Raw genomic sequence first — 18,985 nt, forward strand, 5'->3', positions numbered from 1 at the left:
GCATGACGGTCGCTGACAGTTCCTCGGTGGTACGGATCGACGGGCCCTGGACCCACCGGGACGTCGCGGCCAACGGGGCGCGTTTCCACATCGCCGAAGCCGGCGACGGACCGCTGGTGCTGCTCCTGCACGGCTTCCCGCAGTTCTGGTGGACCTGGAGGGACCAGCTGACGGCCCTGGCCGACGCGGGTTTCCGCGCGGTCGCGATGGACCTGCGCGGAGTGGGCGGCAGCGACCGCACCCCGCGCGGCTACGACCCGGCGAACCTGGCGCTCGACGTCACCGGCGTGATCCGCTCGCTCGGCGAGCCGGACGCCGCGCTGGTCGGCCACGACCTCGGCGGCTACCTGGCGTGGACGGCGGCGGCGATGCGGCCCAAGCTGGTGCGCCGACTGGCGGTCAGTTCGATGCCCCACCCGCGGCGCTGGCGCACGGCGATGCTGTCGGACCTGCGGCACAGCGCGGCGGGGGCGTACGTGTGGGGCTTCCAGCGGCCGTGGATCCCCGAGCGCCGACTGGTCGCGGACGACGCCGCGCTCGTGGGGCAGTTGCTGCGGGACTGGTCAGGACCGCGGGTCCCGGACGACGAGACCGTCGAGGTCTACCGGCGCGCGATGAGCATCCCGTCCACGGCGCACTGCTCGATCGAGCCGTACCGCTGGATGGTGCGCTCGCTGGCCCGGGTGGACGGCTTCCAGTTCAACCGCCGGATGAAGCGCCCGGTACGGGTGCCGACGCTGCACCTGCACGGCTCGCTCGACCCGGCGATGCGCGCGCGGCACGCCGCGGGCAGCGGCGAGTACGTCGAGGCGCCTTACCGCTGGCGGCTGTTCGACGGTCTCGGGCACTTCCCGCACGAGGAGGACCCGGCGGCGTTCTCGGCCGAGCTGATCAACTGGCTGAAGGACCCCGAGCCCGACCGCTGATCATCCGCCGTTAATCCCATATGACCATCAGCCAAATGCCGGACGCATAGGCCAATTGATCGACCCGCAGGCGATTACGGACCTTGGACCCCGGGCAGACAGCTCGGTATGGGCTGGACGCACGACTACCGTGACGTGTCACGCGATCGCCGCGCCAACGGAGCGCGCATCATCACCGGGACCGCGGCCCCGGACCACCGACCGGGCGACTCGGGGCTCGGCATCCCGCATATCCTCAAGCGCAGGGCCCGATGGGTCGGCGCCCGCCTGCGGCATACCCGCAGCGGCTGACGAACTCCCCCGCCACCGGCGGAAGCACCCCGCCCGCACGGGCTCTCACAGGGCACACGCCTGCGTGTCGACCTGCCGGTTCGCCGTACGCCCGGCCTGGACGTCGGCCCGGACCTCATCCGCCGTCAGGGCGTAGCCGGTGTCCGCGTCGTCCAGCGACTTGGCGAACACGACGCCGTACACCCGCCCGTCGGGAGTCAGCAGCGGTCCCCCGGAGTTGCCCTGCCGTACGAGGGTGAACAGGGAGTAGACATCGCGGTGGACCGTGCCGCGGTGGTAGATGTCCGGGCCGGTCGCCGAGATGCGGCCGCGCACCCGGGCGGCGCGGACGTCGAAGCCGCCGTTCTCCGGGAAGCCGGCCACGATCGCGTCGTCGCGTGACTTGGCGTCGCCGCCGGTGAAGGTCAGCGCGGGCGCCGTCAGCGCGGGCACGTCGATGACGGCGATGTCGCGCTGCCAGTCGTAGAGCACGACCTTGCCGTCGTACACCCGGCCCTCACCGCCGATCTGCACGGTGGGGTTGTCGACGCCGCCGACGACATGGGCGTTGGTCATCACCCGGTGCGGCGCGAAGACGAAGCCGGTGCCCTCCAGCACCTTGCCGCAGCTCGGTGCCGTGCCTACGACCTTCACAATGCTGCGCCGGGCCTCGCCGACGATCCGGCTGCCGGCCAGCGCGGGGTCCGGTGCGGGAACGTCGGTGATCGGTTCGGTGCCGAACGGCGAGAAGACCTGGGGGAGTCCGTTCTGCGCGAGGGCGGAACTGAAGTCGGTGAACCAGCTGTCGGCGGCCGGCGGCACGATCCGCGCCACCCCGAGCAGCACCTTGGACGAGCGGACCTCGCGGCCCAGGGTCGGCAGCGTGGTGGTCGTGGCGAGGGCGGAGCCGATGAGCCAGGCCACCAGCAGCATGGCCAGGACATTGACCAGGGCCCCGCCGATGGCGTCGATGGCGCGGGCGGGGGACCAGCTGACGTGTGTGCGGACCTTGTTGCCCAGATGCGTGGTGAACGCCTGACCCACCGAGGCGCACACGATCACCAGGACCACCGCGGCGACCACCGCGACCGTGCCCGGGGCGGAGTCGCCCGTGACCTCGTTCCAGATCGCGGGCAGCACGTAGATCGCGACCAGCCCACCGCCGAGGAAGCCGATCACCGACATCACGCCGACGATGAATCCCTGGCGGTAGCCCACGATCGCGAACCACACGGCGGCCAGCAACAGCACGATGTCCAGCACATTCACCCGCACACCGTCTCATGGCCACTCAACCCAGTGGGACCGTCTTTGCCCGATCCCAAGGCCGCTCCCAGCCCGCGAAGTGGAGAATCCGGTCGATCAGGCCCGCCGTGAAGCCCCACACCAGGGCGCCCCCGACGTCGAACGCCGGCCCGCGGTAACCGCTGGGGTGCCGGACCGTGACGCGGTTGGCGGGGTCGGTCAGCTCGTCGACCGGCACCGCGAACACCCGCGCGGTCTCGGCAAGGTCGACCGCGCCCACCGGGCTGGGGGTGTGCCACCAGCCCAGCACCGGCGTCACCACGAAGCCGCTCACCGGGATGTACAGACGCGGCAGCACGCCGAAGAGCTGCACCCCGGACGGGTCGAGGCCGGTCTCCTCCCACGCCTCGCGCAGCGCGGCGCGCAGCGGTCCCGCGCCCTCCGGGTCGCCGTCCGCGGGGTCGAGCGCACCACCGGGGAAGGACGGCTGCCCGGCGTGCGAGCGCAGGGACGCCGCGCGTTCCATCAGGAGCAGTTCGGGGCGTTCTCCTGTGCCGCCCGCCCCGAAGAGCACGAGGACCGCGGAGGCCCGGCCCCCGGTGGGCGGCGGCAGGAAGCGGCTCAGCTGCTCCGGCTGTACGGCGTCGGCCGCGCGGGCCACCGGCTCCAGCCACTCGGGCAGCCCCTCGCGCCGCACCTCGACGCCGTTGATGCCATGGGCGCCGTTGACGTCGTGCCGTGCTCCGGTCACTCCACCTCCAGCGGGGGCGCCGCCTTGCCCGGGAAACCGGGGGGCGGCTTCAGCCGCTGGCCCGGGGCACCGCCCATCTCGTACTTCAGCAGTTTCTTCGCCTTCTCCGGGTCGGTCTCGCCCTCCCCGTACGACGGGCACAGCGGGGCGATCGGGCAGACCCCGCAGGCCGGGCGGCGGGCGTGGCACATCCGGCGGCCGTGGAAGATCAGCCGGTGGGACACCATCGTCCACTCGCTCTTCGGGAAGATCGCCATGACGTCCTGCTCGACCTTCTCCGGATCCTCGGAGGCGGTCCAGCCGAACCGGCGGGCGAGCCGGCCGAAGTGGGTGTCGACGGTGAGGCCGGGGACGCCGAACGCGTTGCCCAGGACGACGTTGGCCGTCTTGCGGCCGACGCCGGGCAGGGTGACCAGATCCTCCAGCCGGCCCGGGACCTCGCCGCCGAAGCGGTCGCGCAGCGCGGCGGACAGGCCGAGCAGCGAGCGCGCCTTGGCACGGAAGAAGCCCGTGGGGCGGATCAGCTGCTCCAGCTCCTCCGGGTCGGCCGCCGCCAGGTCCTCCGGCGTCGGGTACTTCTCGAAGAGCCGGGGGGTGGTCTGGTTGACCCTCAGGTCGGTGGTCTGCGCGGAGAGCACCGTGGCCACCAGGAGCTGGAACGAGTTCTCGAAGTCGAGCTCGGGGTGGGCGTACGGATACAGTTCGGCGAGTTCGCGGTCGATGCGGCGGGCCCGGCGCACCATGGCGAGACGCGACTCGGGCTTCCGGGCACCTCGCGCACGGCCGCCGGCGGGCTTCGCGGGGGCCTGTTCGCTCAGGGCTGAATCGCCCGCCACGGTCACCCTCCCGGCCCCTCCACCCTGCTGTTTCCTGCGCACGCTCGGCGTATCAGACACCCGGCCAGCCTAAGCCTCGGCACCGACAATCGCCCCGGACTGCCACGATCCGGCCCCCGAAAGGACCCCCGGGGCGCTCGCCCGCGAGCACATAAGACAGACTTGTGATTGATCGCACTGTTTTACCGTCGGGCATGATGGGGACCGACCCAGCGATGTCGACAAGGAGAGAGCACGTGGACGACGTTCTGCGGCGCGCACCGCTATTCGCGGGGCTCGACGATGAGCAGGCCGCTGAACTGCGCGCCTCGATGGCGGAGGTCACGCTCGCGCGCGGCGACTCGCTGTTCCACGAGGGTGAACCCGGGGACCGGCTGTACGTCGTCACCGAGGGCAAGGTGAAGCTGCACCGCACTTCCCCCGACGGCCGCGAGAACATGCTGGCCGTCGTGGGCCCCGGCGAGCTGATCGGTGAGCTGTCGCTCTTCGACCCCGGCCCGCGTACCGCGACCGCCACCGCACTGACCGAGGTCAAGCTGCTGGGCCTCGGGCACGGCGACCTCCAGCCCTGGCTCAACGTCCGGCCCGAGGTCTCCACCGCCCTGCTGCGGGCCGTGGCGCGCCGTCTGCGGCGCACCAACGACGTGATGTCGGACCTGGTCTTCTCCGATGTGCCGGGCCGCGTGGCCAAGGCGCTGCTGGACCTGTCGCGCCGCTTCGGCGTGCAGTCCGAGGAGGGCATCCACGTCGTGCACGACCTGACGCAGGAGGAGCTGGCCCAGCTGGTCGGCGCCTCGCGCGAGACCGTGAACAAGGCACTCGCCGACTTCGCGGGCCGCGGCTGGCTGCGCCTGGAGGCCCGCGCGGTCATCCTGCTGGACGTCGAGCGACTGGCCAAGCGCTCGCGCTGACCCCGTAGATCCGCAACATCCGTAAGGGGCGCCCACCCAAGGTGGGCGCCCCTTGCGCGTTCCGGCGCCGGACGGGTCCGGGGCCGCCGCGGGCTCAGATCAGCCCGTGCTCCAGCAGGTAGTCCATCTGTGCCCGCACCGACAGCTCGGCCGCCGGCCACAGCGCCCGGTCCACATCCGCGTACACGTGCGCGACGACCTCGGACGGAGTGGCGCGCCCCCCTTCGACGGCGGTCTCGACCTGGGCGAGGCGGTGGGCGCGGTGGGCGAGGTAGAACTCGACCGCGCCGCGCGCGTCGGTCAGCACCGGCCCGTGCCCGGGCAGGACGGTGGTGACACCGCCGTCCATGGCCAGCGCCTGGAGCCGGCGCAGGGAGTCGAGGTAGTCGCCGAGGCGGCCGTCGGGGTGGGCGACGACGGTCGTGCCGCGGCCGAGGACGGTGTCGCCGGTGAGCACCGCCCCGTCGGCCGGGAGGTGGAAGGACAGGGAGTCCGCGGTGTGCCCGGGGGTGGGCACGACGCGCAGTTCCAGGCCGCCGGTGGTGATGACGTCCCCCGCGCCCAGGCCCTCGTCCCCCAGGCGCAGCGCCGGGTCCAGGGCCCGTACGGCCGTGCCGGTCAGCTCGGCGAAGCGGGCCGCTCCCTCGGCGTGGTCGGGGTGGCCGTGGGTGAGCAGGGTCAGGCCGATCCGCTTCCCGAGGGAGTGGGCCGTGGAGACGACGGTGTTCAGGTGCCCTTCGTCCAGCGGACCGGGGTCGATGACGACGGCGAGGTCGGAGTCCGGCTCACCGACGATCCAGGTGTTGGTGCCGTCCAACGTCATCGGCGAGGGGTTCGGGGCCAGCACGCACAGCGCGCGCTCGGTGGCACGGCCGCCGACCGTGGCGCGGGGGTAGCCCGGAGGCAGGGCCGAGGTCATTCGCCGGCTCCCATGCGCTTGGTGAACTCCTCGTGGCCGGGCCAGCTCAGCACGATCTCCTCGCCGACGAGTTCGGCCCTCGCCAGCACCGGTGCCAGGTCCCGGCGGCCCTCCCCGGCGGCCGCCAGGGCCGCCTCGGCGGAGTCGTACGGAAGCAGCCCGCGCAGCGTCGCGATCGTCGGCGGCAGCATGACCATTTCGCCGCGGTCGTAACCGGCGACGGCCTCCTCGGGGCGCAGCCACTCCGTGCGGTCGGCCTCCCCCGACACGTCGCGGGTCCGCTGACCGGGCGGCAGCGCCGTCAGGAAGAACCAGGTGTCGTAGCGGCGCTCCTCGAACTCCGGGGTGATCCAGCGCGCCCAGGGGCCGAGCAGATCGGAGCGGAGCACCAGCGAGCGGCGGGCCAGGAAGTCCGCGAAGGACAGTTCGCGGGAGACCAGCGCACGGCGGTCCGCCTCCCAGTCCTCGCCGGTGGTGTCGTCGACGACCGAGCCCTCGTCGGCGCCTGCCAGCAGCACCCCGGACTCCTCGAACGTCTCGCGCACCGCGGCGCACACGATGGCCTGCGCCTCGGCCGGCCCCAGGCCCTCGCCCAGGCGCCGCGCCCACCGTTCCGGCGCCGGACCGGCCCACGCGACCGGGCGCTCGTCGCGCCGGTCCACCCCGCCCCCGGGGTAGGCGTAAGCGCCCGCGGCGAACGCCATGGAGGCGCGCCTGCGCAGCATGTGGACCGCGGGGCCGCGCCCGGTGTCGCGCAGCAGCAGCACGGTGGCCGCCCGCCGGGGCTCGACGGGCTGCAGCGTGCCCTGGGTGAGCGCCCTGATCCGCTCGGGCCAGCTGGGCGGGAACCACTGGCCGTTCGTGGTGGTCATGGGGCGGATGCTATGCGCTTGAGCGGGGATGTTCGATAGGGCGCCCCCGTCGGGGCGCCCGGCGTCCAGGGGGTCGTACCCCCCTGGACCGCCGGCCGGCGGCCGCGGGCGGTCAGCCCGCGGGCGTCAGCTCGACCTGGATCTCCACCTCGACGGGGGCGTCCAGGGGCAGCACCGCCACACCGACCGCGCTGCGCGCGTGGACGCCTGCGTCGCCGAGGACCTGACCCAGCAGCTCACTCGCGCCGTTGACGACCCCGGGCTGCCCGGTGAAATCGGGGGCGGAGGCGACAAAACCGACGACCTTGACGACCCGCTTCACCCGGTCGAGGTCGCCGGCCACGGACTTGACCGCCGCCAGGGCGTTGAGCGCGCAGGTGCGCGCGAGTTCCCTGGCCTGCTCGGGGGTGACCTCGGCGCCGACCTTGCCGCAGGTCGTCAGCTTGCCGTCGACCAGCGGGAGCTGGCCCGACGTGAAGACGTACGACCCGGACAGCACCGCGGGCACGTACGCCGCCAGGGGCGCCGCCACCTCGGGCAGCGTCAGCCCGAGGTCGACGAGCCGCTGCTCGACGGCGCTCACGCGCCCTTCTCCCGCTTGAGGTACGCCACCAACTGCTCGGGGTTGTTGGGGCCGGGAACGACCTGGACGAGCTCCCAGCCGTCCTCGCCCCAGGTGTCCAGAATCTGCTTCGTCGCGTGCACCAGCAGCGGCACGGTCGCGTATTCCCACTTGGTCATGAGGGGACTGTAATGCCTCGCACAGCCCAGTCCCCGAGTAGCCCCGCCCTCCACTGGTTAGGCTCGAAGGTGTGAGGCTGCACATCGTGACGGGCAAGGGCGGGACGGGTAAGACGACCGTCGCCGCCGCGCTGGCGCTGGCTCTCGCCGCCGAGGGACGGCGCACTCTGCTGGCCGAGGTGGAGGGGCGCCAGGGCATCGCGCAGCTCTTCGAGACGGAGACACTGCCGTACGAGGAGCGGAAGATCGCCGTCGCCCCGGGCGGCGGCGAGGTGCACGCGCTGGCCATCGACGCCGAACAGGCGCTCCTGGACTACCTCGACATGTTCTACAAGCTCGGCCGCGCCGGCCGGGCCCTGAAGAAGCTCGGTGCCATCGACTTCGCGACCACCGTCGCCCCGGGCGTGCGGGACGTGCTGCTCACCGGCAAGGTGTGCGAGGCCGTGCGCCGCAAGGACCGCGCGGGCTGGCGGACGTACGACGCGGTCGTCCTCGACGCACCGCCGACCGGCCGGATCACCCGCTTCCTGAACGTCAACGACGAGGTCGCGGGGCTGGCCCGCTTCGGTCCGATACACAATCAGGCGCAGTCCGTGATGCGGGTGATGAAGTCCCCCGACACCGCGGTCCACCTGGTCACGCACCTGGAGGAGATGCCGGTGCAGGAGACCGTGGACGGCGTGGCGGAGCTGCACGCGGCCGGTCTGCCCACCGGTGCCGTGATCATCAACATGGTCCGCCCGGTCGTGATGGACGGCGACGCCGTGGCAGCCGCGAGCAGCGGGCGGCGCACCGCCCTCGCCAAGGCGCTCTCCCAGGCCGGCCTCGGAGGCGCCCGCCGCGGCGGGCAGGCGGAGCGGCTGCTCGACCCCCTGCTCGCGCAGGCGCACGAGCACGCCGAACGGGTGGCGCTGGAGCACGCCCAGCGCGAGGAGCTGGCCGGGCTCGGCCTGCCGTCGTACGAACTGGGGCAGCTGGCCGACGGCGTCGATCTCGGCGGGTTGTACCGATTGGCTGAAAATCTGCGGAAACAGGGGCTGGGGGTCGCGTGAGTCTGGACAGTCCGGTATTGGACATCGACGCACTGCTGGACGATCCGAGGACCCGGATCGTCGTGTGCTGCGGCTCCGGCGGGGTCGGCAAGACGACCACTGCCGCCGCCCTGGGCGTGCGCGCCGCCGAGCGGGGCCGGAAGGCCGTCGTGCTGACCATCGACCCGGCGCGCCGGCTGGCCCAGTCCATGGGGCTCACGGAGCTGGACAACACCCCTCGCAGGGTCGCCGGCATCGACGAGTCCGCGGGCGGTGAACTGCACGCGATGATGCTCGACATGAAGCGGACCTTCGACGAGGTCGTGGTGCAGCACAGCGATCCCGACCGGGCCCGCGCGATCATCGACAACCCCTTCTACCAGTCGCTCTCCGCGGGCTTCGCCGGCACGCAGGAGTACATGGCGATGGAGAAGCTGGGCCAGCTGCGGGCGCTGGACGCATGGGACCTGATCGTGGTCGACACGCCCCCGAGCCGGTCGGCCCTGGACTTCCTTGACGCCCCCAAGCGGCTGGGGTCCTTCCTGGACGGTCGCTTCATCCGGCTGCTCATGGCCCCGGCGAAGGTCGGCGGACGGGCCGGGGTGAAGTTCCTGAACGTCGGGATGTCGATGATGACCGGCACGCTCAGCAAGGTCATGGGCGCCCACCTGCTCAAGGACGTGCAGACCTTCGTGGCGGCGATGGACTCGATGTTCGGCGGCTTCCGCTCCCGGGCGGACGCCACGTACAAGCTGCTCCAGGCGAGCGGCACCGCGTTCCTGGTGGTCGCGGCGCCGGAGCGGGACGCGCTGCGCGAGGCGGCCTACTTCGTGGAACGGCTGGCCGCGGAGGACATGCCGCTGGCCGGGCTCGTGCTGAACCGTGTGCACGGCAGCAGCGCGGCGCAGCTGACGGCGGAACGGGCGCTGGCCGCGGCGGAGGCGCTCAGCGATGACGCCTCAGACACCGCTGACGGCACCGGCGAAGGCGACGCCATGACCGCCGAGTGGGATCACCCCGACGGGGAGAATCCGTCAACTCCCCGACTGACCAGGGAGTTTGACGAATCCACAGAAAATCTTCAAAACAGCGGCATTGTGGATCAGCCCGGCGGGAAGGCTGGACTCCGTACGGCCGACGGCACCGAAGGGACCCTCAGCACGGAACACAGCACTTCCGGCCCCACCGATCCGGACGCGGATCCGTGGAGCGCCGACCGCCTTGCCGCCGGACTGCTGCGCCTCCACGCCGAGCGGATGCAGCTGGTCGCGCGTGAACGACGCACTCGCGACCGCTTCGTCTCCGTACACCCCGAGGTACCCATGGTCGACGTGGCCGCCCTGCCGGGCGACGTGCACGACCTGAAGGGCCTGCGCGAGATCGGCGAACGCCTCGCGCAGGGTCAGCCGACGGCCGCGTAGTCGTCGTACTCACCGTCGTAGTCGTCGTCGCCCAGGTGCACGTCGGTGCTCTGCTCGTACTCCGTGCGTGCGGTCTCCAGCAGCCTGCGCCACGAGGTGACCGTGGGGCGCCGGCGCAGCAGTGCCCTGCGCTCGCGCTCGGTCATCCCGCCCCAGACACCGAACTCCACCCGGTTGTCCAAGGCATCGGCCAGGCACTCCGTGCGTACCGGGCATCCCGTGCACACCGCCTTGGCCCTGTTCTGGGCCGCTCCCTGGACGAAAAGCTCGTCCGGATCCGTCGTGCGGCACGCGGCCTGCGTACTCCAGTCCGTAACCCAGCTGCTCATGCTGGCGCCGTCCTCTCCCGAATCGAGGCTCCCCCACGGCGGCAAGCGGCATATTCACCGTTGCCAGTTGAGGACGTTACGGAAGGTGGGCACGACGCAACAGCCCTTTCAGGCCCAATCTTGAATGGCCCGAACGGACTATGGGTCAGCGGTAGATCACCCTGGGGAGTGAGTCGACGACAAAACGGACGAACCGCGCATAAACAGTCAGATCGTCCGCCTGATACCCCGAGGACCACGCCATATGGCTGGCATATGACAGGAATTCGGGCAGTTCTCATCACCCACAAGAGTGAGACTGGACGACAGACGCGTGCGCATCTTTGGCGCCTGTCTGTTACAGACTAGGCGAACAAGCAAGCCCACGTCTTAGGAATCGCAACGTAAGCTGCACCTCATGGGTCACAAGCGATCAGGCGGCACGCGCGGCGGTGGCATCAGCACCGCCCAGCAGGCCGCCAAGTTCCTGGGTGTCAGTGTCCTGTCCGGCGTCGTGCTGGCCGGCATCGCGCTGCCGGCGGCCGGAGCGCTCGGACTGAGCGCCAAGGGGACCGCGGCCGGCTTCGACTCGCTGCCCGGCGAACTGAAGCGTCCGCCGCTCTCCCAGAGCACCCAGATCCTGGACTCCAAGGGCGGTCTGATCGCGACCGTGTACTCCCGCGACCGCAAGGTCGTCCCCATCGGCGCGATCAACAAGACGATGCAGCAGGCCATCGTCGCCATCGAGGACGCCCGCTTCTACGAGCACGGCGCGATCGACGTCAAGGGCATCCTGCGCGCCGTCAACAAGAACGCCCAGGACGGCGGCGTCTCCGAGGGCGCCTCCACCCTGACCCAGCAGTACGTGAAGAACGTCTTCATCGAGGAGGCGGGCGACGACCCGACCAAGGTCGCCCAGGCCACCCAGCAGACCGTGGGCCGCAAGATCAAGGAGATGAAGTACGCCATCCAGCTCGAGGAGGAGCTGGGGAAGGAGAAGATCCTTGAGAAGTACCTCAACATCACCTTCTTCGGCGAGCAGGCGTACGGAGTCGAGTCCGCCGCCAGGCGCTACTTCAGCAAGTCCGCCAAGGACCTCACCCTGACCGAGTCCGCCCTGCTGGCCGGCATCGTGCAGTCGCCCAGCCGGTACGACCCCGTCAACGACCCGCAGGAAGCCACCAAGCGCCGCAACGTCGTGCTGCAGCGCATGGCCGACCTGAAGGACGTCACGCAGGCCCAGGCCGACGCCGCCAAGAAGAAGCCGCTCGGCCTCAAGGTCAGTCAGCCCAAGAACGGCTGCATCACGGCCGTCAGCGGCGCCGGCTTCTTCTGCGACTACGTGCGCGACGTCTTCCTCACCGACCCGGTCTTCGGCAAGACCAAGACCGACCGCTCCAAGCGCTGGAACCAGGGCGGCCTCGTCGTCCGCACCACCTTGGACCCGAAGGCCCAGCAGGCCGTCCAGTCCTCGATAAGCGATCACGTCTACCAGAGCGACGACGTCGCCTCCGCGGTGACACTGGTCAAGCCCGGCACGGGCAAGATCGTCGCAATGGGGCAGTCGCGCCCGTACGGCTTCAAGAAGAACCAGACGCAGATCAACCTCTCGGTCAACCAGGCCATGGGCGGCGGCGCCGGCTACCAGCCGGGCTCCACGTTCAAGGCCATCACCGCGGCCGCGGCGATCGAGCAGGGCACCGACCCGGCGCAGGTGTACCCGGCGCCCTACAAGATGGACTACCCGAGCCCTGTCACGACGTGCCGCGGCAACTGGCTCAACACCGAGGGCGCCACGGTGGAGAACGAGAACGAGTCCGAGAAGGGCCCGTACTCGATGAAGGAAGCCACCGCCAAGTCGGTCAACACCTACTACGTGCAGCTGATCAGCGACATCGGTGTGTGCCCGGTCACCGACATGGCCAAGGCCATGGGGATACAGCGTGCCAACGGCAAGGCCCTCGACCAGGTGCCCTCCATCACCCTGGGCACCCAGGAGGTCTCGCCGCTGACCATGGCGAACGCCTACGCGACCTTCGCCAACAAGGGCGTCTACTGCTCCCCGGTCGCCATCGAGTCGATCAGCGACGCGACCGGCAAGAAGCTGGCCGTGCCGAAGAGCGAGTGCAAGCGGGCCATGTCCGAGCAGACGGCCGCGACCCTCAACACGCTCCTCAAGGGCGTGGTCGAGGACGGCACCGGCCAGCAGGCGGGCCTGACCGACCGGGACAGCGCGGGCAAGACCGGTACGACCGACTTCCGCTACGCGGCCTGGTTCGTCGGCTACACCTCGGACCTGGCCGGCGCGGTGTGGGTCGGCGACCCGGCCCACAAGCGCCAGATGACCGACATCACCATCGGCGGTGTCTACCACCCGAAGGTCTTCGGCGCCGACACCCCGGGCCCGATCTGGAAGGACGCCATGGCCGGCGCCCTGTCCGGGACGACCTCCGACAGCCTGCCGACGGTCGCGATCCGCGAGCCGGTGAAGCCCGACGACCACGGTGACGACGGACACGGCGACACCCGGGGCGGCGACAACGGCGGCCACGACAACGGCGGCGGCCAGGGCGACACCGGAGCCGACGGGGGCGACGGCTTCTTCGGCGGTCTCCTCGGCGGCGGCAACGGCGGCAACGGCGGCAACGGGAACGGTGGCGGCGGCACGGGCCCGAACGACGGAGGCCCGGGCGGCGGCAGCGACGTCGGCACCACGGACGGCGGCGCCGCGACCCCCGGCAACGGCGGCACCGGCTGACACCCGCCCGGCCACGCACACGAAGGGGCGCCCCGGACCGCATCGGTCCGGGGCGCCCCTTCTTCGTGTGCGCGGCGGGCGGGCTCAGCCGGCCGCGAGCTGCCGCTTCACCTCGGCGGCGACCCGGCCGCCCTCGGCGAGACCGGTCACCTTCGGGTTGACGATCTTCATGACCGCGCCCATGGCCCGGGGCCCCTCGGCGCCCGACTCCTTGATCGCCGCGGAGACGATCCCGGCCAGCTCGGCGTCGTCCAGCTGCCTGGGCAAGTAGCGGGCGAGCACCTCGCCCTCCGCGAGCTCCCGCTCCGCGGACTCCTTGCGGCCGCCCTGCTCGAAGGCCTCAGCCGCCTCGCGGCGCTTCTTGGCCTCGCGGCCGATCACCTGGAGCACCTCGTCGTCGGACAGCCGGCGCGCCTCCTTGCCCGCGACCTCCTCCTTGGTGATCGCGGTCAGGGTGAGGCGCAGGGTGGACGTGACGAGCTCGTCCCGTCCCTTCATGGCAGCCGTGAGGTCGTCGTGCAGACGCTGCTTGAGCGTGGTGGTCATGGCGTCGAGTCTGCCAGGTCCCTGCCGGGAGGGCCGGAGATTTATCGCTGACGAGCCGTCTGCCACCATGGGTGCATGCGCGCGCTATACGGAGTACCCCTGGGCATCACAGCCGCCGGCGCGGCCTGCGTGGCGTACGCGGCCGGCATCGAGGCACGGTCCTTCCGGCTGCGCAGGGTGCAGGTGCCCGTGCTGCCGGCCGGCATGCGGCCCGTCCGCGTCCTGCAGCTCTCGGACATCCACATGGTCAGCGGACAGAACAAGAAGCGCCGCTGGCTGCAGTCGCTGGCCGGGCTGCGGCCCGACTTCGTCGTCAACACCGGCGACAACCTCTCCGACCCGCACGGCGTCCCCGAGCTCCTCGACGCCCTCGGCCCGCTGCTGGACCTCCCCGGCGTCTATGTCTTCGGCTCCAACGACTACTACGCCCCCAAGCTGCGCAACCCCGCCCGCTACCTGATCGAGCGGGCCCGCGGCGTCCACGGCCTCAACGGCAAGGCCGACCCGGCGATCGACGTCACGCGCAACCCGTGGGAGGACGTCCGCGACGCCTTCGACATGGCCGGCTGGGCCGGGGTCAACAACACCCGCGGCCGCCTCAAGCTCGACGACGGCATCGAGATCGCCTTCACCGGCCTCGACGACCCCCACATCCGGCGCGACCGCTACACCGAGGTCGCCGGCGGTCCCGACAGCGGCGCCGACCTCTCCCTCGCCGTCGTCCACGCCCCCTACCTGCGGGTCCTCGACGCCTTCACCGCCGACCGCTACCCGCTGATCCTCGCCGGTCACACCCACGGCGGCCAGCTCTGCATCCCCTTCTACGGGGCCCTGGTCACCAACTGCGACATCGACGCGGAACGCGTCAAGGGCCTGTCCACCCACGACGCCGGCGGCCACCGCTCCCACCTCCACGTCTCCGCCGGCTGCGGCACCAACCGCTACACCCCGGTCCGTTTCGCCTGCCCCCCGGAGGCCACACTCCTCACCCTCGTCCCGGCCGGCTGAGCCACCACGGAAAACCGGATTTCGTCTCCAGCGGCAGGTCCGCTAGAGTAATCCTCGTCGCGCCGGGCCGCAGGGCCACGACGCGACACCGGGGTGTGGCGCAGCTTGGTAGCGCGCTTCGTTCGGGACGAAGAGGCCGTGGGTTCAAATCCCGCCACCCCGACTTCGTAAAGTGCAGGTCAGGGCCGGTTTCCCCAGTGGGGAGACCGGCCCCGCTTGTTGTTGGGTGTCCAAGTGAGTGTCGACGGCTTCGGGTCGCGCTTGAAGATGCCGTCCATCACGACCGCCCCTGTCTGGATCACTGGGGCGGATCTGCTTGCGGTAGACCTCCTCGGTGACGGCCGTACCGAAGTGGCCGACCAGGCGCGAGATCTCCTCCAGCGGGACCCCGCGGTCCGACAGCAGCGAGACGCATCTGTGCCGCAGCTCCCGGGGCGTCCACTGCGCCGCGTTCACGCCCTCCGCGTTCTTGAGAGCCGCCCCAGGCAAGGAGCCGGCCCGATTCGCGGCCCGGCCGGCCCCGGGCCGGGGAACTGGCACTGACCGGGCCGCTGACCGGGGCGTCGCTGTCCGCCCTGCGCTTCGACACCGCCGTGATCGGCTGCTGCGGACTGGGCGCGAAGGAGGGGCTGACCGCGTACGACCTGGACGACGCGGCGGTGAAGCGGGCGGCGGTCGCCTCGGCCCGGCGGGTTGTCGCCGTGGCCGAGGGCGCGAAGTTCCACCGCACGGCGCTCGCGTTCGTCGCGCCCGTCTCGGCACTGCACACCGTGGTCACGGACTCGGAGGCCCCGGAGGACGAGACGGCGGCGATCGCCGCGGCCGGTGTGACCGTTCACCGGGTGTGAACCGGGTGCGAACCGGCGCCCCACGGCGGGCACTTCACCACCTTGCCCGACGCATCGTCAGCTACCTGAGGAGGGTGCGGCGGCCCGTGCCGAGGCGCCCGGCCCGTTACCGGGCGATCAGGAGTAATGATTGAGCGGTAGAACAATGCGTGCATCAGCACGCTCATGCCTGCAATCCCCGCTCTGCCGGTTCTCCGAGCGGCCGGTCGGTGCCGCCCGGACCCCGGTGCGGAAGAGAGCTCTCCATGAAGAACATCGCCGAACAACTGCGTGCCGCTCCCGACCCCGGCGCCCACGCCCCGGCGTCGCATACGGTCACCGCCGCCGACTGCGGAATGCTGCTGCTGCGGATCACCGTCGGCCTGGTGCTGGCGGGGCACGGCTGCCAGAAGCTCTTCGGGATCTTCGGCGGCAACGGCCTCACCGCGACGGCCAAGGGCTTCGAGGCGCTGGGCTACCACCCCGGGAAGGTCTTCGCCGTCCTCGGCGGACTCTCGGAGTTCCTCGGCGGCCTGGGCCTCGCGCTCGGACTGTTCACGCCCCTGGCGGCGGCCGCCCTGATCGCGGTGATGATCAACGCCATGGTGACGGTCACGGCGGCGCACGGCCTGTGGGCCATGAACGGCGGCCTGGAGTACAACTTGTGCATCGCGGCCGTCGCCCTCGCCGTCGCCGCCGTCGGCCCCGGCAGGCTCTCCCTCGACCGGCCGTTCCGCTGGGGGAAGGGGGGCTGGACGGAGGCCGGCGTCGCCCTGGGGCTGGCCGCCGTCGGATCCGCGATCGTACTCAGCCTGTAGGCCCGCCCCACGCCGCGAGGGGCGGCACGGCACGCGCCCGATGGCCGGGGAAAGCCGGTCCGTGACCGAGAGGTGACGACGACCACGGTCCGCCGGGCCCCTGCATCCGGTTGGATGGGGTCATGAGCGACGTCATGGCTGGTATGCCGGATTGGGAGAAGCGCTTCCGGGCGCCGCGCGTCGGACTGCCGGAGTGGGCTGAGGACGCACCCCACCGCAGCCTCTTCGTGTCGAATGCGACAGGCACCTACGAGCTGTACGCGTGGGACCGTACGACCGGCGCGCAGCGGCAGGTCACGGACCGGCCGAACGGGACGTCGGACGGGACCCTGACGCCGGACGGCGCCTGGGTGTGGTGGTTCGCCGACAAGGACGGCGACGAGTTCGGGGTGTGGATGCGCCAGCCCTTCGAGGGCGGCGCGGACGAACCCGCCGCGCCGGGGCTGGAGCCCTCGTACCCGGCGGGGCTGGCCCTCGGCAGGGACGGCCTCGCGGTGGTGGGCCGCTCCACCGACGAGGAGGGCACGACCGTCCACGTGGCGCGCCCCGGGGCGGAGCCGGTGGAGATCTACCGGCACGAGGAGTCCGGCGGGGTCGGCGCGCTGTCGGAGGACGGCACCCTCGTGGTGATCGAGCACACCGAGCACGGGGACGCGATGCACTCCGCGCTGCGCGTCGTACGCACCGACGGGACCGCCGTGGCGGAACTGGACGACAGCGAGGGCGGCACCAAAGAACTCGGCCTGGAGTGCCTGGGCTTCGCGCCCGTCCTGGGCGACACCCGGCTGCTGGTGGCGCACCAGCGGCGCGGCCGCTGGGAGCCGATGCTCTGGGACGTGGCCGCCGGCACGCAGACCCCGCTGGCGATCGACCTGCCGGGCGACGTGGCCGCCGAGTGGTACCCGGACGGTTCCGCGCTGCTGGTGGTGCACTCGTACCAGGCCCGCAGCGAGATCTTCCGCTACGGGCTGGAGAGCGGGGAGCTGACCCGGCTGGAGACCCCGGCGGGCTCGGTGAGCGGGGCGACGGCCCGTCCGGACGGCACGGTGGAGTTCCTGTGGTCGTCCGCTCAGTCGCCCTCCGAGGTACGGTCGACGACCGGCGCGGTGGTGCTGGAGGCGCCGGGCTTCCGTGCCCCGGGGTCGGTGCCGGTGGAGGACGTATGGGTCGAGGGTCCCGGCGGGCGGGTGCACGCGCTCGTGCAGCGCCCGGCCGGGCAGGGGCCGTTCCCGACCCTCTTCGAGATCCACGGCGGTCCGGCCTGGCACGACTCGGACTCCTTCGCGGCGGGCCCGGCGGCCTGGCTGGACCACGGCTACGCGGTCGTGCGGATCAACTACCGCGGCTCGACCGGCTACGGCCGGGAGTGGACGGACGCGCTCAAGCACCGCGTCGGCCTGATCGAGCTGGAGGACATCGCGGCGGTGCGGCAGTGGGCCGTGGAGTCCGGCTTCGCGGACCCGGCGCGCGTCGTGCTCTCCGGAGGCTCCTGGGGCGGCTTCCTCACCCTGCTGGGGATGGGCACGCAGCCCGGACTGTGGACGGCGGGCCTGGCGGCCGTGCCGGTCGCCGACTACGTGGCCGCGTACGAGGACGAGATGGAGGCCCTCAAGGCCCTGGACCGCACGCTGTTCGGCGGCTCCCCCGAGGAGGTGCCGGAGCGCTACGAGGCCTCCTCCCCGGTCACCTACGTCGGCCAGGTCAAGGCGCCGGTCTACATCTCGGCGGGCCTGAACGACCCGCGCTGCCCGATCCGGCAGATCGACAACTACGTCGAACGGCTGGAGGGCCTGGGCAAGGCGCACGAGGTCTACCGCTACGACGCCGGGCACGGCTCACTCGTGGTCGACGAGCGGATCAAGCAGCTACGGCTGGAGCTGGACTTCGTCCGCCGGCACCTGGGCGGCTGAGGCGGCGGCCTGTGCCTCAGGCGACTCCTCCACGAGGCCGAGCGCGGCGTCCCGCCGTGTCTCGGCCTCGCGGCGCAGCAGGCGCACGTACATGAAGAGCACGAAGCCCGCGAAGACGAACCACTCGCCGGTGTAGCCGAGGTTCTGGAAGGCCTTGAGGTCCAGGCCGGTACCCGCGGGTGCGGCCGGCGGCACGGCCGTCAGGGGCGTTCGGACACCCTCGGTCTGCGTGATCCACGCGCCGTACACCGGGTACGGGACGAGGTTGACCAGGGACGCGGCACTGATCATCCCGAGCTGGCCGGCCGGGAGTCCGCCGCGGGTGATCACGCCGTCGGTGCCGTCGGTCTCCGGGGCCTGGAGGGCGCCGGAGACGGTGACCTCACCGGACGGAGCGGCCGCGACCTCCGAGGGCGAGGCTGTGGACGCGTCCCCGGGCAGCCAGCCGCGGACGACGGGCAGCGCCTGGCCGCCGGTCACCCGCAGTGGAGTCAGCACGTAGTAGCCGGTGCGGCCGTCGAGTTCACGGCCGGGCACGAGGAACTGGTGGGCGCTGTCGTAGCGGCCGGTGGCGGTGACGATCCGGCCGGAGGTCTCGGCGGTGACCACCGAGCGGGCCGTGGGCAGCAGTTCCGCGAGCGGCACCGCGGCGGTCCTGGCGTCCCGCGACGGTGCTTCCTGCGCGGCGCGGTGCGTCTGCACGCGGTCCTCGAAGCGGCTCAGCTGCCAGCTGCCCATGAAGGTGCAGAACGCCACGGCGGACACCACGAAAGCGAGGCCGCCCAGCCAGCGCGGGGTCAGCAGGAACCGGTACACCCCACCAAGGTACGGGGCGCGGGCGGCCGGGCGGGACCCGCCCCCGTTCCCCCGCCCGTCCCCGGCAGCGC

Annotated in this window: 18 protein-coding genes, 1 tRNA gene and 2 pseudogenes; 10 read left to right on the plus strand and 11 right to left on the minus strand. The window is 71.8% G+C overall.

Annotated features, from left to right (window positions below):
- Nucleotides 1-2: 2 nt before the first annotated feature.
- Nucleotides 3-926 (plus strand): alpha/beta fold hydrolase, encoded by a 924-nt coding sequence (locus RV983_RS17465; protein WP_475986700.1) that lies wholly within the window; start codon nucleotides 3-5, stop codon nucleotides 924-926.
- A 336-nt stretch (nucleotides 927-1,262) separates the two neighbouring features.
- Here RV983_RS17465 and RV983_RS17470 read toward each other — a convergent pair whose 3' ends face one another.
- The 3 genes from RV983_RS17470 to nth are packed head-to-tail and all read right to left on the minus strand — an operon-like array spanning nucleotide 1,263 to nucleotide 4,010.
- Nucleotides 1,263-2,465 (minus strand): MarP family serine protease, encoded by a 1,203-nt coding sequence (locus tag RV983_RS17470; protein WP_475986701.1) that lies wholly within the window; start codon nucleotides 2,463-2,465, stop codon nucleotides 1,263-1,265.
- 22 nt (nucleotides 2,466-2,487) lie between these two features.
- Entirely contained in the window at nucleotides 2,488-3,192 is a 705-nt protein-coding gene (locus tag RV983_RS17475; protein WP_475986702.1) for an NUDIX hydrolase, read from the minus strand.
- Entirely contained in the window at nucleotides 3,189-4,010 is an 822-nt protein-coding gene (nth, locus tag RV983_RS17480; RefSeq protein WP_475990359.1) for an endonuclease III, read from the minus strand. Before nth ends, RV983_RS17475 begins: the two co-directional genes overlap by 4 nt.
- 254 nt (nucleotides 4,011-4,264) lie before the next feature.
- On the opposite strand from nth, the gene RV983_RS17485 reads away from it, so the two are divergent.
- Nucleotides 4,265-4,939, plus strand: coding sequence for a Crp/Fnr family transcriptional regulator (locus RV983_RS17485; protein WP_475986703.1), 675 nt, complete (start codon nucleotides 4,265-4,267; stop codon nucleotides 4,937-4,939).
- 94 nt (nucleotides 4,940-5,033) lie between these two features.
- Here the strand turns inward: RV983_RS17485 and RV983_RS17490 are convergent, their stop codons facing one another.
- The 4 genes from RV983_RS17490 to RV983_RS17505 form a co-directional block, all read right to left on the minus strand.
- The gene (locus tag RV983_RS17490) at nucleotides 5,034-5,858 is read right to left on the minus strand and encodes an MBL fold metallo-hydrolase (protein WP_475986704.1); all 825 of its coding nucleotides are present in this window, start codon (nucleotides 5,856-5,858) and stop codon (nucleotides 5,034-5,036) included.
- Nucleotides 5,855-6,730 carry an NUDIX hydrolase gene (locus tag RV983_RS17495; RefSeq protein ID WP_475986705.1) on the minus strand — a complete coding sequence of 292 codons (876 nt, stop codon included), beginning with the start codon at nucleotides 6,728-6,730 and terminating at the stop codon, nucleotides 5,855-5,857. Before RV983_RS17495 ends, RV983_RS17490 begins: the two co-directional genes overlap by 4 nt.
- Before the next feature lie 112 nt (nucleotides 6,731-6,842).
- Complete coding sequence (locus tag RV983_RS17500) at nucleotides 6,843-7,313, minus strand: RidA family protein (protein ID WP_475986706.1); 471 nt, start codon at nucleotides 7,311-7,313, stop codon at nucleotides 6,843-6,845.
- A complete protein-coding gene (locus RV983_RS17505) occupies nucleotides 7,310-7,471 on the minus strand; it encodes a DUF4177 domain-containing protein (protein WP_106965770.1) in 162 nt (53 codons plus the stop codon). The genes RV983_RS17500 and RV983_RS17505 overlap by 4 nt, the downstream gene beginning before the upstream one ends.
- A gap of 71 nt (nucleotides 7,472-7,542) precedes the next feature.
- Here RV983_RS17505 and bagA point away from each other — a divergent pair, with 71 nt between their 5' ends.
- Together bagA and bagB are read left to right on the plus strand one after the other, a co-directional pair.
- The gene (bagA, locus tag RV983_RS17510) at nucleotides 7,543-8,523 is read left to right on the plus strand and encodes an ATPase BagA (RefSeq protein WP_475986707.1); all 981 of its coding nucleotides are present in this window, start codon (nucleotides 7,543-7,545) and stop codon (nucleotides 8,521-8,523) included.
- Between the two features lie 17 nt (nucleotides 8,524-8,540).
- Nucleotides 8,541-9,923 (plus strand): ATPase BagB, encoded by a 1,383-nt coding sequence (gene bagB / locus RV983_RS17515; RefSeq protein WP_475986708.1) that lies wholly within the window; start codon nucleotides 8,541-8,543, stop codon nucleotides 9,921-9,923.
- Here the strand turns inward: bagB and RV983_RS17520 are convergent.
- Nucleotides 9,905-10,252 carry a WhiB family transcriptional regulator gene (locus RV983_RS17520; protein ID WP_475986709.1) on the minus strand — a complete coding sequence of 116 codons (348 nt, stop codon included), beginning with the start codon at nucleotides 10,250-10,252 and terminating at the stop codon, nucleotides 9,905-9,907. The genes bagB and RV983_RS17520 overlap by 19 nt on opposite strands.
- A gap of 397 nt (nucleotides 10,253-10,649) precedes the next feature.
- Here RV983_RS17520 and RV983_RS17525 point away from each other — a divergent pair, with 397 nt between their 5' ends.
- The gene (locus tag RV983_RS17525) at nucleotides 10,650-12,989 is read left to right on the plus strand and encodes a transglycosylase domain-containing protein (RefSeq protein ID WP_475986710.1); all 2,340 of its coding nucleotides are present in this window, start codon (nucleotides 10,650-10,652) and stop codon (nucleotides 12,987-12,989) included.
- 84 nt (nucleotides 12,990-13,073) lie between these two features.
- On the opposite strand, the gene RV983_RS17530 is transcribed toward RV983_RS17525, so the two are convergent.
- The gene (locus RV983_RS17530) at nucleotides 13,074-13,535 is read right to left on the minus strand and encodes a GatB/YqeY domain-containing protein (protein ID WP_475986711.1); all 462 of its coding nucleotides are present in this window, start codon (nucleotides 13,533-13,535) and stop codon (nucleotides 13,074-13,076) included.
- A gap of 75 nt (nucleotides 13,536-13,610) precedes the next feature.
- On the opposite strand from RV983_RS17530, the gene RV983_RS17535 reads away from it, so the two are divergent.
- Together RV983_RS17535 and RV983_RS17540 are read left to right on the plus strand one after the other, a co-directional pair.
- Nucleotides 13,611-14,543, plus strand: a complete 933-nt coding sequence (locus RV983_RS17535; RefSeq protein WP_475986712.1) for a metallophosphoesterase — start codon at nucleotides 13,611-13,613, stop codon at nucleotides 14,541-14,543.
- Nucleotides 14,544-14,632: 89 nt separating this feature from the next.
- Nucleotides 14,633-14,706 (plus strand) — tRNA-Pro (locus RV983_RS17540).
- Nucleotides 14,707-14,722: 16 nt separating this feature from the next.
- Here RV983_RS17540 and RV983_RS17545 read toward each other — a convergent pair.
- Nucleotides 14,723-15,020 (minus strand): annotated as a pseudogene (locus RV983_RS17545) (hypothetical protein); the annotation flags it as partial.
- Nucleotides 15,021-15,055: 35 nt separating this feature from the next.
- Between RV983_RS17545 and RV983_RS17550 the strand changes: the two are divergent.
- From RV983_RS17550 to RV983_RS17560, 3 genes and pseudogenes are all read left to right on the plus strand, one after another.
- A pseudogene (locus tag RV983_RS17550) lies at nucleotides 15,056-15,391 on the plus strand (DeoR/GlpR family DNA-binding transcription regulator); the annotation flags it as partial.
- Nucleotides 15,392-15,636: 245 nt separating this feature from the next.
- A complete protein-coding gene (locus tag RV983_RS17555; RefSeq protein ID WP_475986713.1) occupies nucleotides 15,637-16,188 on the plus strand; it encodes a DoxX family protein in 552 nt (183 codons plus the stop codon).
- Between the two features lie 122 nt (nucleotides 16,189-16,310).
- Nucleotides 16,311-18,098, plus strand: coding sequence for a S9 family peptidase (locus tag RV983_RS17560; RefSeq protein WP_475986714.1), 1,788 nt, complete (start codon nucleotides 16,311-16,313; stop codon nucleotides 18,096-18,098).
- Here RV983_RS17560 and RV983_RS17565 read toward each other — a convergent pair.
- Nucleotides 18,054-18,914 (minus strand): SURF1 family protein, encoded by an 861-nt coding sequence (locus tag RV983_RS17565; RefSeq protein WP_475986715.1) that lies wholly within the window; start codon nucleotides 18,912-18,914, stop codon nucleotides 18,054-18,056. The genes RV983_RS17560 and RV983_RS17565 overlap by 45 nt on opposite strands.
- Between the last annotated feature and the right edge of the window lie 71 nt (nucleotides 18,915-18,985).

Source organism: Streptomyces sp. RLA123, from assembly GCF_056270165.1.

Bases quoted from the DNA above. Each gene is read 5' to 3' on its own strand.
- RV983_RS17465 (WP_475986700.1), top strand. From the start codon at position 3: ATGACGGTCGCTGACAGTTCCTCGGTGGTACGGATCGACGGGCCCTGG.
- RV983_RS17490 (WP_475986704.1), bottom strand. From the start codon at position 5,858: ATGACCTCGGCCCTGCCTCCGGGCTACCCCCGCGCCACGGTCGGCGGC.
- RV983_RS17495 (WP_475986705.1), bottom strand. From the start codon at position 6,730: ATGACCACCACGAACGGCCAGTGGTTCCCGCCCAGCTGGCCCGAGCGG.
- RV983_RS17505 (WP_106965770.1), bottom strand. From the start codon at position 7,471: ATGACCAAGTGGGAATACGCGACCGTGCCGCTGCTGGTGCACGCGACG.
- RV983_RS17520 (WP_475986709.1), bottom strand. From the start codon at position 10,252: ATGAGCAGCTGGGTTACGGACTGGAGTACGCAGGCCGCGTGCCGCACG.
- RV983_RS17525 (WP_475986710.1), top strand. From the start codon at position 10,650: ATGGGTCACAAGCGATCAGGCGGCACGCGCGGCGGTGGCATCAGCACC.
- RV983_RS17530 (WP_475986711.1), bottom strand. From the start codon at position 13,535: ATGACCACCACGCTCAAGCAGCGTCTGCACGACGACCTCACGGCTGCC.
- RV983_RS17535 (WP_475986712.1), top strand. From the start codon at position 13,611: ATGCGCGCGCTATACGGAGTACCCCTGGGCATCACAGCCGCCGGCGCG.
- RV983_RS17555 (WP_475986713.1), top strand. From the start codon at position 15,637: ATGAAGAACATCGCCGAACAACTGCGTGCCGCTCCCGACCCCGGCGCC.
- RV983_RS17560 (WP_475986714.1), top strand. From the start codon at position 16,311: ATGAGCGACGTCATGGCTGGTATGCCGGATTGGGAGAAGCGCTTCCGG.